General features: G+C 66.9%; 12 protein-coding genes and 1 pseudogene. 6 read left to right on the forward strand and 7 right to left on the reverse strand.

The window, feature by feature from the left end; all coding sequences use genetic code 11:
- The first annotated feature begins 644 nt into the window (after positions 1-644).
- The 3 genes from WS49_RS30250 to WS49_RS30260 are packed head-to-tail and all read left to right on the forward strand — an operon-like array spanning position 645 to position 4,872.
- Positions 645-3,377, forward strand: a complete 2,733-nt coding sequence (locus WS49_RS30250; RefSeq protein ID WP_059536061.1) for a xanthine dehydrogenase family protein molybdopterin-binding subunit — start codon at positions 645-647, stop codon at positions 3,375-3,377.
- Positions 3,374-3,892, forward strand: a complete 519-nt coding sequence (locus WS49_RS30255) for a (2Fe-2S)-binding protein (protein ID WP_059536065.1) — start codon at positions 3,374-3,376, stop codon at positions 3,890-3,892. The genes WS49_RS30250 and WS49_RS30255 overlap by 4 nt, the downstream gene beginning before the upstream one ends.
- A complete protein-coding gene (locus WS49_RS30260; RefSeq protein ID WP_059536068.1) occupies positions 3,889-4,872 on the forward strand; it encodes a hypothetical protein in 984 nt (327 codons plus the stop codon). The genes WS49_RS30255 and WS49_RS30260 overlap by 4 nt, the downstream gene beginning before the upstream one ends.
- Before the next feature lie 117 nt (positions 4,873-4,989).
- Here WS49_RS30260 and WS49_RS30265 read toward each other — a convergent pair whose 3' ends face one another.
- The 4 genes from WS49_RS30265 to WS49_RS35420 all read right to left on the reverse strand — a co-directional run bounded on the left by WS49_RS30265 (position 4,990) and on the right by WS49_RS35420 (position 7,655).
- The gene (locus WS49_RS30265; RefSeq protein ID WP_059536073.1) at positions 4,990-6,099 is read right to left on the reverse strand and encodes an S-(hydroxymethyl)glutathione dehydrogenase/class III alcohol dehydrogenase; all 1,110 of its coding nucleotides are present in this window, start codon (positions 6,097-6,099) and stop codon (positions 4,990-4,992) included.
- 58 nt (positions 6,100-6,157) lie between these two features.
- On the reverse strand, positions 6,158-6,433 hold the full coding sequence (gene frmR, locus WS49_RS30270; protein ID WP_006753040.1) for a formaldehyde-responsive transcriptional repressor FrmR: 276 nt from the start codon (positions 6,431-6,433) through the stop codon (positions 6,158-6,160).
- A gap of 110 nt (positions 6,434-6,543) precedes the next feature.
- Positions 6,544-7,506, reverse strand: coding sequence for a LysR substrate-binding domain-containing protein (locus WS49_RS30275; RefSeq protein WP_059536077.1), 963 nt, complete (start codon positions 7,504-7,506; stop codon positions 6,544-6,546).
- On the reverse strand, positions 7,503-7,655 hold the full coding sequence (locus WS49_RS35420) for a hypothetical protein (RefSeq protein ID WP_156441476.1): 153 nt from the start codon (positions 7,653-7,655) through the stop codon (positions 7,503-7,505). The genes WS49_RS30275 and WS49_RS35420 overlap by 4 nt, the downstream gene beginning before the upstream one ends.
- Between WS49_RS35420 and WS49_RS30280 the strand changes: the two genes are divergently transcribed.
- The 3 genes from WS49_RS30280 to WS49_RS30290 are packed head-to-tail and all read left to right on the forward strand — an operon-like array spanning position 7,643 to position 10,900.
- Entirely contained in the window at positions 7,643-8,812 is a 1,170-nt protein-coding gene (locus WS49_RS30280; protein ID WP_059536082.1) for a M20 aminoacylase family protein, read from the forward strand. The two genes, WS49_RS35420 and WS49_RS30280, sit on opposite strands and share 13 nt — an antisense overlap.
- 53 nt (positions 8,813-8,865) lie before the next feature.
- Positions 8,866-9,660 (forward strand): ABC transporter substrate-binding protein, encoded by a 795-nt coding sequence (locus WS49_RS30285; protein WP_059536085.1) that lies wholly within the window; start codon positions 8,866-8,868, stop codon positions 9,658-9,660.
- Between the two features lie 55 nt (positions 9,661-9,715).
- Positions 9,716-10,900 (forward strand): porin, encoded by a 1,185-nt coding sequence (locus WS49_RS30290; RefSeq protein WP_059536089.1) that lies wholly within the window; start codon positions 9,716-9,718, stop codon positions 10,898-10,900.
- A 90-nt stretch (positions 10,901-10,990) separates the two neighbouring features.
- Here the strand turns inward: WS49_RS30290 and WS49_RS36290 are convergent.
- The 3 genes and pseudogenes from WS49_RS36290 to WS49_RS30300 all read right to left on the reverse strand — a co-directional run.
- Positions 10,991-11,110: pseudogene (locus WS49_RS36290) on the reverse strand (LacI family DNA-binding transcriptional regulator); the annotation flags it as partial.
- Positions 11,111-11,181: 71 nt separating this feature from the next.
- Positions 11,182-12,270 (reverse strand): aldose epimerase family protein, encoded by a 1,089-nt coding sequence (locus WS49_RS30295; RefSeq protein ID WP_059536093.1) that lies wholly within the window; start codon positions 12,268-12,270, stop codon positions 11,182-11,184.
- Between the two features lie 27 nt (positions 12,271-12,297).
- Entirely contained in the window at positions 12,298-13,491 is a 1,194-nt protein-coding gene (locus WS49_RS30300) for a XylR family transcriptional regulator (RefSeq protein WP_059536097.1), read from the reverse strand.
- Between the last annotated feature and the right edge of the window lie 167 nt (positions 13,492-13,658).

The raw sequence follows: 13,658 nt of genomic DNA on the forward strand, positions 1-13,658 counted from the left end.
GGGTGGCCCCCTACGGCTAACCCTGGACGGAAAACCGCCCGGAACGGACCAGCCGTCACGGCTGAATCCATTCGTGTCGATAACGCGAGCGATTGTTTACCGGATTGCCGGTCGACGCAGGCAACCGCCGCGCGGCCGCGGCACGTATCGACGGATGCCGCCGCCGATGCGCGCGTCATCGCGCCCGAAAATCTCCTTGAAATCGTCGATTCGAATTCCTACGATTGTTCAAAATCAGGCTTGAATGACGCCGCGAACGGGACGATCGCCCCGCGTCGCGGAAAGAACCAACACAACGCCTGAAAATCGAGCGACTGCCCGACGATACGGGCAACAGGCCAGTCAAGCACGATCGGGGCCGGGGGAATCATGAACGAATACGCAGCGCGATGCACGCCGCCTGACGCTTCATCGAACAGGCGCCCACCCGCGCGGACCGAACCTGCGATGCCGCCGGGCTTCGGCGCGCGTCGTCTCCCTCCCGATTCCTGACGGCCGGCGCGCGCAACCGCGCCCGGAACACTGCTTTCTCACCGACATCCTGTGCACCGACGCACACGCGTATCGGGCCGCTCGCGGCCGGCGCGGCGACGCACGTCGCGCACTCGACGGACCGACATAACAATTCGAACGAGGGACGCAGCATGGCCATCCATGTGCCTGTGACACGCCGGACGTTTCTGAAGCTCGCCGGCAGCGGCGCCGTCGTCGCCGTTTCGGTTACGCATTTGCCGGCACTCGTACTCGCCGCAGGCGAGACGCAGGCCGATGCGGACGGCCCGAGCTGGGCGCCGGTGCCCGGCAAGGCGCGCTGGCGCATCGATGGCATGCCGAAGGTAACGGGCCAGAAGATCTACGCGCGCGACTTCAAGTCCCGCGACTTCGTGGGCTGGCCGCAGCAGGAGAACTGGCTTTATGCACTGCGCTGCGACCGGGTCGACGCCGTGTATCAGGGCTACGATCTCGGCGTGCTGCCGCGCGAACTGCGGCCGATCGCCATCGTCGACAACGCATTGCTGAGCGCGCGCAGGATCAAGCTTGCACCGGGGCCCGATCCGATCGCGAACCAGGACATCTACTGGCTCGCGCGAGTGGGTTATCCGGCGGACTGCTACGGGCAACCGGCCGCGCTGCTGATATTCGAGAACTTCGACATCTATCGTCGCGCGAGGAAGCTGCTCGATTTCAATCGCAGCGTGATCCGCTACGGCGCGCCGGTCGGCACCGGCCAGGCCGCACCGGTCGTACCGTATTCGCCCGTGACCGTCTACGTGCGCGACGACGCGCGGCGGTTCAGCTACGTCGACAACTACCAGACCGACGGCAACGGCAAGCCGACGGCGAAGTACTTGGAGGAACGTGAGGCGGCGGTCGCCAACATCGATGCGACGATCGCCAGCCACGCGGCCGCCGGCACGTGGATCGGCATTCGGGCGACGGGCGACGAGGGGTTCGAGACGCCGGCGATGGACCCGATGTTCATGGAGCCCGAAGCGGGACTCGCATGGTACGACGCGTCCGCGTCGAAGATCAGCCTCGTGCTCGGCACGCAGTCGGCGAACGACGATGCGAATGGTGCGTGTTTGCTGTTCGACGGCAGCGCCGTCGCGGTCAAGGAGGCCCAGGTCATCGCGTGCTACCCGGGCGGTGGCTTCGGCGGACGCGACAAATCCTACTTCCCGCTGTATCTGGCCCTTGCGGCACCGTTTGCGAAGGGCGCGCTGCGTTGGCAGCAGTCGCGCTACGAGCAATTCCAGGTTGGCCTGAAACGCTGCGAAACGCAGTTCTCCGAATCGCTGTGGTTCGACCGTCGCGGCAAGCTCGAAGCGATCACCTGCGATTTCCTGATGAACGGCGGCGGGAAGAAGAACCTGTCGCCGTACGTCGCGCAGCTTGCCGCGTTGAGCGCGATGAGCTGCTACGAGATTCCGCGGGCACGCGCGCAGGCCGCGTCGACCTACACGCGGGAAGTCTTCGGCGGTTCGCAGCGCGGCTTCGGCGGCCCGCAGGCGTTCATGGCGATCGAGACGCTGATGGACGAGGCAGCACGCCGGCTGGGGATGTCGCCGTTCGAGATCCGGCGCGCCAATCTGCTCGGCAAGGCGCCCGAGCTCGGCAAGGGCCGCGCGATCACGGGCGCGCCGATCCTGTTCGACCTGCAGCTGGACGCGCTGCTCGACAAGCTCGAACGTCATCCGTTATGGCTCGAGCGTGAGCAGATTCGTGCCGAGCGCAGCGCGCGCGGCCTCCGCTACGGCGTCGGCCTCGCGATGGCGAACGAAGCATACGGCACCTCCGGCGACGGGATGTTCGGCATGGTGCAGATCCTGCCCGACGGCAACCTGCGCGTGGTCACGCCGTACACTGACATGGGCAACGGCGCGGCCACGACGCTCGGTCTCGCGCCGGCCGAGTTTCTCGGGCAAAACGCGCAAACGATTGCGATGAGCGAGATCGGGCCGTTCAACGCGCTCGGGTTGAAGCGTTCGAGCAGTCCGCCCGACGACAGCAAGTACGTCTGCTACACCTACGGTTCGTCGAGCGCCTGTCTCGGCGCATTCCATCAGTACCACGCGGTCAAGGGCGCCGCGCAGGTGCTGTTTCTGCAGAGCGTGCTGCCCGCTGCGCGCGCGTGGTGGGGCATACCCGTGCGTGCGGAGGACGTGCGCTGGACCGATCGCGCGCTCGCCGCGAACGGCCTCGCACCGATTCCGTGGGCGGCGCTGCTCGGCACGATCAGGAAGCTAGGATTACAGACGATCGCGGCCGTGCATGCGAGTTATGCCGGGTATTTCTGGAAGGGAACCTATCCGTTCGCGTCCGGCAATGCGCAGGTCGACTACGACTACGTGGCGGTCGGCCTCGATCCGTATCACCTGACGCCGTTGAAGCGCGTGCTGCAGCCGCCGCCGGTCAATACGACGCTTTACGGGCGCACGACCTACGCGCCGTCGGCGACGCTCGTCGCGGTGTCCGTCGATTCGGCGACCGGGCGCGTGAAGGTCGAACGCGTGGTGACGGCGGTGAGCGTCGGCCGGCAGTTGTCGCCGGAGCTCGTGGAAGGGCAGTCGCAGGGCGCGGTCGCGATGGGTATCGGCAACGTGCTGACCGAAACCTGTCCGCTGGGGCCGGATGGGCCGGGCGGCGGCCGATGGAATCTGGATCGCTACGAGGTCACGCGGCTGCCGGACATCCCCGTGCAGGAGCTGATCGCATTACCGCCGCCCGGCGGCGATCCCGCGAACGCACGCGGCATCGCGGAAGCGGTGATGTGTCCGATCGCGCCGGCGCTGCTCAATGCGCTCGCGATGGCGACGGGGCGGCGGTTCCGGGTGACGCCCGTGACGCCGGAGAAGATTCGGGAGGCACTGCAATGAGCAATCCGGTCCGAATGATCGTCAACGGCAAGCCCGTCGAAGCGGACGCGGCCGACGCGGACATGAACCTCATCGACTTCCTGCACGAGCGGCAGGACCTGACGGGCACCAAGCTGTGCTGCGGCATCGGCGTGTGCCGCGCGTGCACGGTCGGCGTGCGCAATGCGCCCGATGCGCCGATGGAAAAGACGCTGTCGTGCTCGACGCCGGTCAGCGCGATGGCGGACATGCACGTGTACACGATCGAGGGGCTCGCGCAGGGCGGCGCGCTGTCGCCGCTGCAGCAGAGTTTTCTCGAGTCGTTCGCGTTCCAGTGCGGTTACTGCGTGTCGGGTTTCCTGATGGCCGCGACCGCGATGCTCGATCATCTGCGCGTGCAGCCGGTGCACGAGCGCGATTTGGACGCGATGATCGAAACCTGGGTGGGCGGCAACATCTGTCGTTGCACCGGTTACGTGAAGTACATCGAGGCCATTCGCAAGGTGGCGATACGCTACACGAAGGGGGCGGCATGACGATGAGAACCTGCGTCGTCGCGCTGGCGGCGATGCTGGCCGCACAGGTCACGCCGCTCGCGCTCGCGGCGGCAAGCGGCGATACGTCGCTGCACGAGTATGCGCAGCAGTGCACCGACGAAATCGGCGAGATTCCCGCGTTCGACTGCAATGACGGCACCGATGTGCCGATCACCGTCAACGGCCGCGTGCCCGCGCGCTACGCGGCGCACATGACGTGCGATCGCCCGGCGCTGTTGCCTTACGACGCGCCGACGTCCGGACAGTGCACGCCGTATTCGAAGATCCTCGACCTGTCGCGCGGCGACACGCAGATCTCGGCGTTTTGCCGCCGCAAGCAGATCCGCGCGAACCGGAGCCCGTATTACGACGAAGTCGACATCGTGCTGCATCATGCGGGCAACGGCAAGACCTGCTGGTTTCATGCGGAGAAGGGCGGCGCCGAGGGCATGAACGCTGCGCGCGTGCCGCCGCCGAACGAGACGACGCCGCCGCCCGGCCATCCGTCCGCGGCGGAGTTCTGGTGGAAGCCGGCCGCGACCGCGACGAAGCGCTGCGTGTCGTGTCACGACGCGAGCCCGGTCATGTACAGCCCGTGGATCGGGCAGGTCTGGAACAAGGTGCCGACCGATCCGTGGGGCAAGTACGTGAACCTCGGCGCCGACTTCGCGTCGTGGACGTCGCGCGCGATCAGCACGCCGGGCAATACCTGCATCGGCTGTCACCGGATCGGCGATCAGAATAGCTGCAAGATCTACGTGCCGCTGGCCGCGGGTTTGCTGCCGCCGCCGAAGGGAAGCAACGCGCGTGCGAGCCGGTATCCGATGACGCACTGGATGCCGATCGACAACAACAAGAGCCTGTATGAATGGAATGCGGCGAACGCGAAGTCGGTGAGCGACCTGCTCGAATGCTGTTCGGCGCGGGGCAAGAACGATCCGAAGTGCAGTTTCACGCCGGCGGCGCAGGCGGCCAAATAGGTCGCGCGCGGGTTGCGCGCCGGTTCCGATCGCCGGCGCGTCCGGGCCGAGCGCCTGGCGTGCCGGCGGTATCGCGCAACGAGACCGGTTACTGCGGCCGATCTCGTTGCGCGTATTTCAGAAATGCACGACGGTCCGGATGGACTTGCCTTCGTGCATCAGGTCGAACGCTTCGTTGATGCCGGTGAGCGGCTTCGTGTGCGTGACGAACGGCGCCAGCTGGATCGTGCCGGCCATCGCTTCCTCGACCATGCCCGGCAGTTCGGAGCGGCCCTTCACGCCGCCGAATGCCGTACCGAGCCAACGGCGACCGGTGACGAGCTGGAACGGGCGCGTGGAGATTTCCTGGCCGGCGCCCGCGACGCCGATGATGACGGACTGGCCCCAGCCGCGGTGCGCGCATTCGAGCGCGGCGCGCATCACGTTGACGTTGCCGATGCACTCGAAGCTGTGGTCGACGCCCCAGCCGGTCATGTCGACGATCACTTGCTGGATGGGCTTTTCGTGGTCCTTCGGATTGACGCAGTCGGTTGCGCCGAACACGCGTGCGAGGTCGAACTTGCCGGGGTTGGTGTCGATCGCGATGATGCGGCCGGCCTTCGCGAGCTTGGCGCCCTGAATCACCGCGAGGCCGATGCCGCCGAGACCGAATACGGCCACCGTATCGCCTTCCTGCACCTTCGCGGTGTTCTTCACCGCGCCGAGGCCGGTCGTGACGCCGCAGCCCAGCAGGCACACCTGCTCCGGGTTCGCGTCCGGGTTGATCTTCGCGAGCGAGACTTCGGCGACGACCGTGTATTCGCTGAACGTCGAGCAGCCCATGTAGTGATAGATCGGCTGGCCGTTGTAGCTGAAGCGCGTGGTGCCGTCGGGCATCACGCCCTTGCCCTGGGTGGCGCGCACCGACACGCACAGATTCGTCTTGCCGCTCTTGCAGAACAGGCACTCGCCGCATTCGGCGGTGTACAGCGGAATGACGTGATCGCCGGGTTTCACGCTCGTCACGCCTTCGCCGACTTCCACCACGATGCCGGCGCCTTCGTGGCCCAGCACGGCGGGAAAGATGCCTTCCGGATCGTCGCCCGACAACGTGAAGGCATCGGTGTGACAGACGCCGGTATGGGTGATCTTGATGAGCACTTCGCCCTTGCGGGGCGGTTCGACGTCGATTTCGACGATCTGGAGCGGCTTACCCGCCTCGAACGCAACTGCGGCACGTGATTTCATGGCAATCCTGTCAAAAAAGAATCATCGAATGGCTCGGACGTCGACGAACCTGCACCGGTCAGCGCAAGTAGGACCGGACGAGGGTCACGATATCGTCGATCGATCCGGACGAGGGCCGCGGGGCGTCCGCGAGCTGGGTGAATTCCTCGCGCAAATGGCTTTCGAGCACGCCGGCCATCACGCCGTTGATCGCGCCGCGGATGGCAGCCAGTTGCTGAAGTATCGGGCCACAGTCCGCCCCCTCCTCGAGCGCTTGCTCGAGCGCGTTCAGTTGCCCGCGAACACGGCGCACGCGGGTCAGGACGCGTTTCTTTTCTTCGGGGGAATGGGGCATGGGATCGGTGGGTTCCGGATACTGGGGGGCAGTATAGAGCAATGCGGCGCGGAGGTATACGGGATCGCTGCCGGGCAGGCGCCGCGCGCGTGCGCCTGCCCGGCACATCGTCAGATCAGCAGCGTGAGCGTGCGGAACAGTGCAAGGTCCTCGCTGCGCGCCGACCGCGCATGCCGCCGGATCACCTGCAGCAGACAGTCGATGAAGCAGCGCGCGGCATCACTCAGCGTGCTGCTGCGGCGCGTGACGATGCCGAGTTCGCTCGGCTCGAAGGTCTCCTTGAGCGACAGCACGCGCATCCGCTCACCGAACGGCGGCACCGCCGCGAGGATCGTCGGGCACCACGTGCACATGCCGGCCTGCTCGAGCATCGTCTGCAGCATCGCGACCGATTGCGCGCGCACGATGCGCCGCTCGTCGATCCGTGCGCCGTGCCGCGTAAACAGATAGTCGACGAGCGCGGCCTGGCCGTCGGCCGACGAATTCAGCACCCAGTCGCATTCGAGCAGGTCGTGCACCGACTTCGCGCGTTCGAGCGGATGCCCGGCGCGCACCATCACCGACGTCTCGTAGCGCAGCAGCGGCTCGAACGCGAATTCCTGCGCGCCGCCGCCGGCCTGCACGTGACCCAGCGCGAAATCCATGCTGCCGTCGCGCAGCAGCGGTTGCGCGACGGCCATCAGCGCTTCGTAGAGTTCGAGGCGCACGTCGGGCATCCGCTCGCGAAACCGCAGCACGGTTTCCGCGAGGAACGTCATCGTCAGCCACGGCGTGACGCCGACGCTCAGCCGCCCTTCGACGCGCCCGCGCATTCGTTCGAGATCGCTTTGCGCATGCTCGAGCTGCTTGAGCACGAGCTTCGCGTGCGTGAGCAAGGTTTTCCCGTATTCCGTGAAGCCGATGCCTTCCGGCGCGCGCACCAGCAGCGGCAGGCGCTCGCTGGCCTCCAGCTCGCGCAGCGCGCGGGTGACGGCCGCCTGCGACAGCCCGAGCGTGCGCGCCGCGCCGCGGATGCTCCCGGCCTCCGCGCTCGCGACGAGCGCCTGCAGCTGATGCAGCTTGATCGTGCTCATGGTGCGATACCCGACAACGAAAGGTTGTCATCATAACGAAACTGCGGCTGTTCGCCGGTTTTTTCGCTGCCTACGATTTCGCCACGATCCGCCATCCCGGCGATCGACAACCGGCACGCATCGAGGAGTAACGGGGTTGGATCGAGCACGCATTCCACCTGAAATGGCGGCCATCGAGACGGAGATGATCGCGCTGCGCCACCGGCTGCATGCGCATCCGGAACTCGGGTTCGAGGAACATGCGACGAGCGAACTCGTCGCCGATTGCCTGACAACATGGGGTTATCGCGTCACGCGCGGACTCGGCGGCACCGGGGTGGTCGGCACGCTCACACGCGGCACGGGGAAGCGGCTCGGGCTGCGCGCGGACATGGATGCGCTGCCGATCCGCGAGTCGACCGGGCTGCCGCATGCGAGCCGGCACGACGGCGTGATGCATGCGTGCGGCCACGACGGCCATACCGCGATGCTGCTCGCGGCCGCCCGCTGCATCGCGGAGCGCGGACGCTTCAGCGGCACGCTGAACCTGATTTTCCAGCCGGCGGAGGAAGGGCTCGGCGGCGCGAAGCGGATGATCGACGACGGGCTGTTCACGCAGTTTCCGTGCGATGCCGTGTTTGCGATGCACAACGTGCCGGGGCTGCCGACGGGCGTGCTCGGCTTCTGCGACGGCCCGGCGATGGCGTCGGCCGACGAGGTGCGTGTGCGCGTGACCGGGCGAGGTGGCCATGGCGCGGCGCCGCACACGACGATCGATCCGGTGGTGGTCTGCGCATCGATCGTGATGGCGTTGCAGACGGTCGTGTCGCGCAACGTGAATCCGCAGGAACTGGCGATCGTCACGACCGGCTCGATTCATGCCGGCACCGCATCGAACGTGATTCCGCCGCATGCGGATCTGGAATTGAGCGTGCGGGCGCTGTCGCCGGACGTGCGCGCGCTGCTCGAACGGCGCATTCGCGCGATCGTGCACGGGCAAGCCGACAGCTATGGCGCAACGGCCGAAATCGAGTATCGCCACGGCTATCCCGTGCTCGTCAATCACGCGGCGGAAACCGCGTTCGCCCGCGACGTCGCGCGCGAATGGGGCGGCGACGACGCGCTGATTCCGCACCTGCGGCCGATCGCGGCGAGCGAGGACTTCGCGTTCATGCTCGACGTCTGTCCGGGCAGCTACCTGTCGATCGGCAACGGCGACGGCGCGGCCGGCTGCGGGCTGCACAACCCCGGCTACGACTTCAACGATGCGTGTCTCGCGACGGGCGCGAGTTACTGGATCGCGCTCGCCGAGCGCTACCTCGCGTGAGGCGGCCGGACCGATTCGATTTACCTTCAACGATGGAAACAAGGAGACTGGCAATGAAACAGTGGATGGCGGCGCTTGCGGTGGCGCTGACGGCAACGACGGTGGCAGGCGTCGCGCATGCCGGCGACTGGACGGGCAAGGAGATCCGCCTCGCGGTCGATCCCACGTATCCGCCGCTCGAATACAAGCAACCCGACGGCACGCTGACCGGCTTCGGGATCGACATCACGAACGCGTTGTGCGCGGAGCTGCATGCGCGCTGCGTGTGGGTCGAGTCGAGTTTCGACGGGATGATTCCGGGGCTGCTCGCGCGCAAGTTCGACGTGATCGCGTCGTCGATGACGATCACGCCGAAGCGGATGCAGCAGATCGCGTTCACCAACCGGATCTCGAATGCGCCGGCGCGGCTGATTGCGCGCAAGGGTTCGCCGCTGCTGCCGACGGCTGCATCGCTGAAGGGCAAGCGGGTCGGCGTCGAGCAGGGTTCCGCGCAGGCCGACTATGCGATCGCGAACTGGCAGCCGGCGGGCGTGCAGATCGAGTCGTACCAGAACCAGGATCAGGTCTATGCCGATCTCGTGACGGGGCGGCTCGACGCGGCGTTCCAGGCATCGATCGCGGCGAGCGACGGCTTCCTGAAGAAGCCGCAGGGCAAGGATTTCATGTTCGTCGGCGCGGCGATCGACGATGCGAAGTATTTCGGGCAGGGCGATGGCCTCGGGCTGCGCAAGCAGGACACCGACCTGCGCGATGCATTCAACCGCGCGCTGGCGGCGATCCTCGCGAATGGCACGTATCAGCGGATCAACCGCAAGTACTTCGACTTCGACATTTACGGTACGAAGTAAGCCGCGCCGCTCCGTATCGAGCGGGTAGCGACCATCATATCGATAAGGAAAACGAATGAACTGGAGATTGTTTTTCGTCGCGATGCCGGCACTTTGTGCTGCTCCGGCCTTCGCGCAGAGCAGCGTCACGCTGTACGGGCTGATCGACGCGGGCATCGACTACACGAACAACGTCGGTGGTCACGGCGCATGGCAGATGGCGAGCGGCTTTGCGCAGGGCAGCCGCTGGGGTCTCAAAGGGTCCGAGGATCTCGGCGGCGGCTACAGCGCGCTGTTCCAGATCGAGAGCGGCTTCAACGTGAACAGCGGCACGCTCGCGCAGGGCGGCCGCATGTTCGGGCGGCAGGCTTACGTCGGGCTCGGCAGCACGCGCTTCGGCACGCTGACGCTCGGCCGGCAATATGACTCGGTCGTCGACTATCTCGCGCCGACGACCGCGAATGGCAACTGGGGTGTCTATCCGTTCTCGCATCCGCTCGACAACGACAATACCGGCAATACGTTTCGCGTGAACAACACGGTCAAGTACGCGAGCCCGGATTTCGCCGGCTTCTCGTTCGGCGGCACGTACAGCTTCAGCAACGACACCGGGTTCGCGAACAACCGGCAGTGGAGCGTCGGCGCGCAGTACGAGCAGGGCGGCCTGCTCGTCGGCGCGGCGTTCCTGAATGCGGATAACCCGGGTGCGACGGCCGGCGGCGCGATCGCGGGCTCGGGGTCGGTCGGCGCGGATGCGAACTTCGCGTCGGCGCGGCTGCGGATCTTCGGGGCGGGCGTCAACTACACGGCAGGGCCCGCGACGGTCGGGTTTGCGTATACGAACAGCAACGTCACGCGGCCGACCGCGAACGTCGGCTACCTGTTCGGCGACGAGACGATCGAACCGGTGACAGGGCCGCTCGCGGGCGGCACGGTCACGGCGATCAAGTATCAGAACTTCGAAGTGAACGGCAAATACCAGTTCACGCCGGCGTTCTTCGTGGGCGCGCAGTATGTGTATACGACCGTGCGCTACGACGCGACCACGGGCAGCGCGAAACCGAAGATCCATTCGATCGGGTTGATGGCCGACTACAACCTGTCGAAGCGCACCGACGTTTATCTGATGGGCGCGTACCAGCGGGTTGCCGGTGACGCGACCGGCTCGTCGCTCGACCAGGCGTATGTCCCGGGGGCGGCCGATCTGTCATCGACGTCGAAGCAGTTGATGGTGCATGCGGGGATTCGGCACAAGTTCTGACCGGATCGGGATCGAAAGCGGGACGGCCGGCCATTCACGCAGAAACGCGAGCGTGGACGGCCGGCCGATGCGCGATGTCGACGCGGCGCGCTCCGGCGCCCCGATCGTATGCACCGCCGCAGCCGGCTCGACCCTGTCGATCATGTCGAGCGTCAGCGCGATCGCTCGCGCGGCGATCCGTGACGTCGGAAACCGCACTCGCCGGGCGGCCAACGCTGCGCGAGCGTAGCGCAGCGCAGCGCAGCCGCCGATGCCGACGCAAAGAACGCGTGCGTTGCCTGCTATCCGCGAATGCCGACCCGATACCGGGTCGTCTGGCGATAGGTCTGGCCCGGATGAAGGATGGTTTCGTCGCGCAACGCGTCCATGTTGACCTGGTTCGGATAGAACCCGGCTTCGACGCATAGCGCCGCATGCCGCACGCACGGGATGCCGCCGCCCACGCGCACGCCATCCAGATAGTTACCCGTATAGAGCTGCAGCCCGCGCTGGTCCGTCGACACGGTGAGCTCCCGACCGCTTTCCGGATCGTAGATCGACGCGACGGGCCGCACGCCGCGCGTAGGGTCGCGCAGCACGTAGCAGTGATCGAAGCCGCGCCCGCGCGCGAGCTGCGCATGCGGCCAGTCGAGGCGGGCGCCGATCGGCGCGCTCTGCCGGAAATCGAACGCGGTGCCGGTCACGTCGGCCGTGCCGGTCGGGATCAGCGCGTCGTCGACTTCGACGAACGCGTCGGCGTCGACCTGCAGCAGGTGGCCGCGCACGTCGCTGCCCGCGCGTCCGCTGAGGTTGAAGTAGCTGTGATTCGTGAGGTTCAGCGGGGTCGGTGCATCGGTTCGTGCCGAATAGTCGATCGTCAGCGTGCCGTCGTCGTCGAGCACGTAGCGCACCTGCACGCTCACGTTGCCGGGGAATCCCGCATCGCCTTCCGGCGAATCGAGCCGCAGCGTCAGCTCGCCGCGGTCGTCGATCACGTCCCAGCGCGCACGATGAAAGCCGCTTGCGCCGCCGTGCAGCAGATTGCCGTTCTCGTTGCGGTCGAGCGTGTAATCGATGCCGTCGAGCGTGAAGCGCGCGTCCGCGATCCGGTTGGCCCAGCGGCCGACCGTCGCGCCGAGGTACGCACCCGATTCGAGGTACTCGGCCGGCGTGTCGTGCGCCAGCACGATATCGGCGAAGCGCCCGGTGCGGTCGGGGGCGAGCCACGACACGACGGTCGCGCCGAGATCGCTCACGACGACGCGCATGCCGTGCGCGTTGCGCAGCGTGTAGCGCCGCACCGGGTCGCCCCCGGGCAGCGTGCCCCACGGTTCGGACGGAATGCGGCCGACGTCGGATGCCGGGCGGGGGGAGTCGGTGTCGATATGCATGTGTGGGTTCGCTCGTGAGCGGTGAATTCAGTGAGCCGATGCCGCGCGTTCCTGATACTCGCGCGGCGTGCAGCCGAGTTCGCGGCGGAACACCGCGTACATGTATTGCAGCGACGTGAAGCCGCAGCGGATCGCGACTTCCGCGCTCGACGCATTGCGGCTCGCGAGCAGCGCCTGCGCGGCCTCGATCTTGTGACGCAGGATTTCCTGGTGCACGGTGCGCTGCAGTTCGCGCCGGAAGTGCTCTTCGAGCAGCGAGCGCGACACGCCGACATAGTCGGCGACCTGTTCGGTCTTGATCCCCTGGCACGCGTACTGCCGGATGAAATGCCGGGCGCGCATCACGTGCGGGCTCGCGAGCGGCTGGTGGCGCGTCGATTCGAGCACGTTGATGCCGACCGGCGGCACGAGGATGCGCTGCCCGGGAAACCTCGCGCCGCGCAGCATCCGGTGCAGCAGGTGCGCGGCGGTGCGGCCCATTTCCTCGGTGCCCTGGATCACCGACGACAGCGGAATGCGCGTCAGCGTGCGCGTGAGCGGATCGTTGTCGATGCCGATGATCGCGACCTGTTCCGGCACCGCGATGCCGGCGAGCAGGCACGCCTGCAGCAGATGCCGCGCGCGCGCATCCGTGACCGCGATCACGCCGACGGGCTTCGGCAGCGCATGCAGCCAGCCGATCAGCTGCTCGATCGCGTGATTCCAGCCCGATGCGCTCGTCGACACGCCGCGGTAGATCGGCGCGTCGAGCCCGTCCGCGCGCGCGAGCCGGTCGAACGCGAGCTCACGCTGCTGCGCCCAGCGGTTCTCCTGCGCGACCGGCAGGCTGTACATCGCGAAATGCGCGAGCCCCGCGCCGATCAGATGCGTATAGGCGAGCGACACGAGCTTCGGGTTGTCCGTCGCAATATATGGGACGCCCTCCGGGTACTGCGCCGGATCCTCGTACGACGAGCCGACCGCGACGATCGGCAGCGGCGAGCCGGCGAGCGCGTCGGCGACGGCCGGATCGTCGAAGTCCGCGATGATGCCGTCGCCGTCGAAGCGTTCGATGCCGGCGAGCCGGCAGCGGAAGTCGTCTTCGAGGAACAGGTCCCACACGACGCGCGTCGTGTGCAGGTACTGGCCGATGCCGCTGATGATCTCGCGGTCGTAGACCTTGTTCGCGTTGAACAGCAGCGCGATGCGGTGCGGCGTCTGGGCGGAAGAGGCACGGGTCATGTCGGTCTCGGGGTGGGCGCCGCTCGGGCGTCTCGCCATTGTCTCCGGGGCGCGCGGGCGTGCCGCGCGGTTCTCTGGTGTCCGGCGATTGTAGGACGGAACGCACGCCGCGCGCAGCGGCTGGCAAGAAACGTTAAGCGTGCTGCGCAATTTCGCAATTGCCGGCC

The organism is Burkholderia sp. RF7-non_BP4 (assembly GCF_001521935.1).
In the GTDB taxonomy this organism is placed as follows: domain Bacteria; phylum Pseudomonadota; class Gammaproteobacteria; order Burkholderiales; family Burkholderiaceae; genus Burkholderia; species Burkholderia diffusa.

Bases quoted from the DNA above. Each gene is read 5' to 3' on its own strand.
- WS49_RS30250 (WP_059536061.1), top strand. From the start codon at position 645: ATGGCCATCCATGTGCCTGTGACACGCCGGACGTTTCTGAAGCTCGCC.
- WS49_RS30255 (WP_059536065.1), top strand. From the start codon at position 3,374: ATGAGCAATCCGGTCCGAATGATCGTCAACGGCAAGCCCGTCGAAGCG.
- WS49_RS30260 (WP_059536068.1), top strand. From the start codon at position 3,889: ATGACGATGAGAACCTGCGTCGTCGCGCTGGCGGCGATGCTGGCCGCA.
- WS49_RS30265 (WP_059536073.1), bottom strand. From the start codon at position 6,099: ATGAAATCACGTGCCGCAGTTGCGTTCGAGGCGGGTAAGCCGCTCCAG.
- frmR (WP_006753040.1), bottom strand. From the start codon at position 6,433: ATGCCCCATTCCCCCGAAGAAAAGAAACGCGTCCTGACCCGCGTGCGC.
- WS49_RS30275 (WP_059536077.1), bottom strand. From the start codon at position 7,506: ATGAGCACGATCAAGCTGCATCAGCTGCAGGCGCTCGTCGCGAGCGCG.
- WS49_RS30285 (WP_059536085.1), top strand. From the start codon at position 8,866: ATGAAACAGTGGATGGCGGCGCTTGCGGTGGCGCTGACGGCAACGACG.
- WS49_RS30290 (WP_059536089.1), top strand. From the start codon at position 9,716: ATGAACTGGAGATTGTTTTTCGTCGCGATGCCGGCACTTTGTGCTGCT.
- WS49_RS30295 (WP_059536093.1), bottom strand. From the start codon at position 12,270: ATGCATATCGACACCGACTCCCCCCGCCCGGCATCCGACGTCGGCCGC.
- WS49_RS30300 (WP_059536097.1), bottom strand. From the start codon at position 13,491: ATGACCCGTGCCTCTTCCGCCCAGACGCCGCACCGCATCGCGCTGCTG.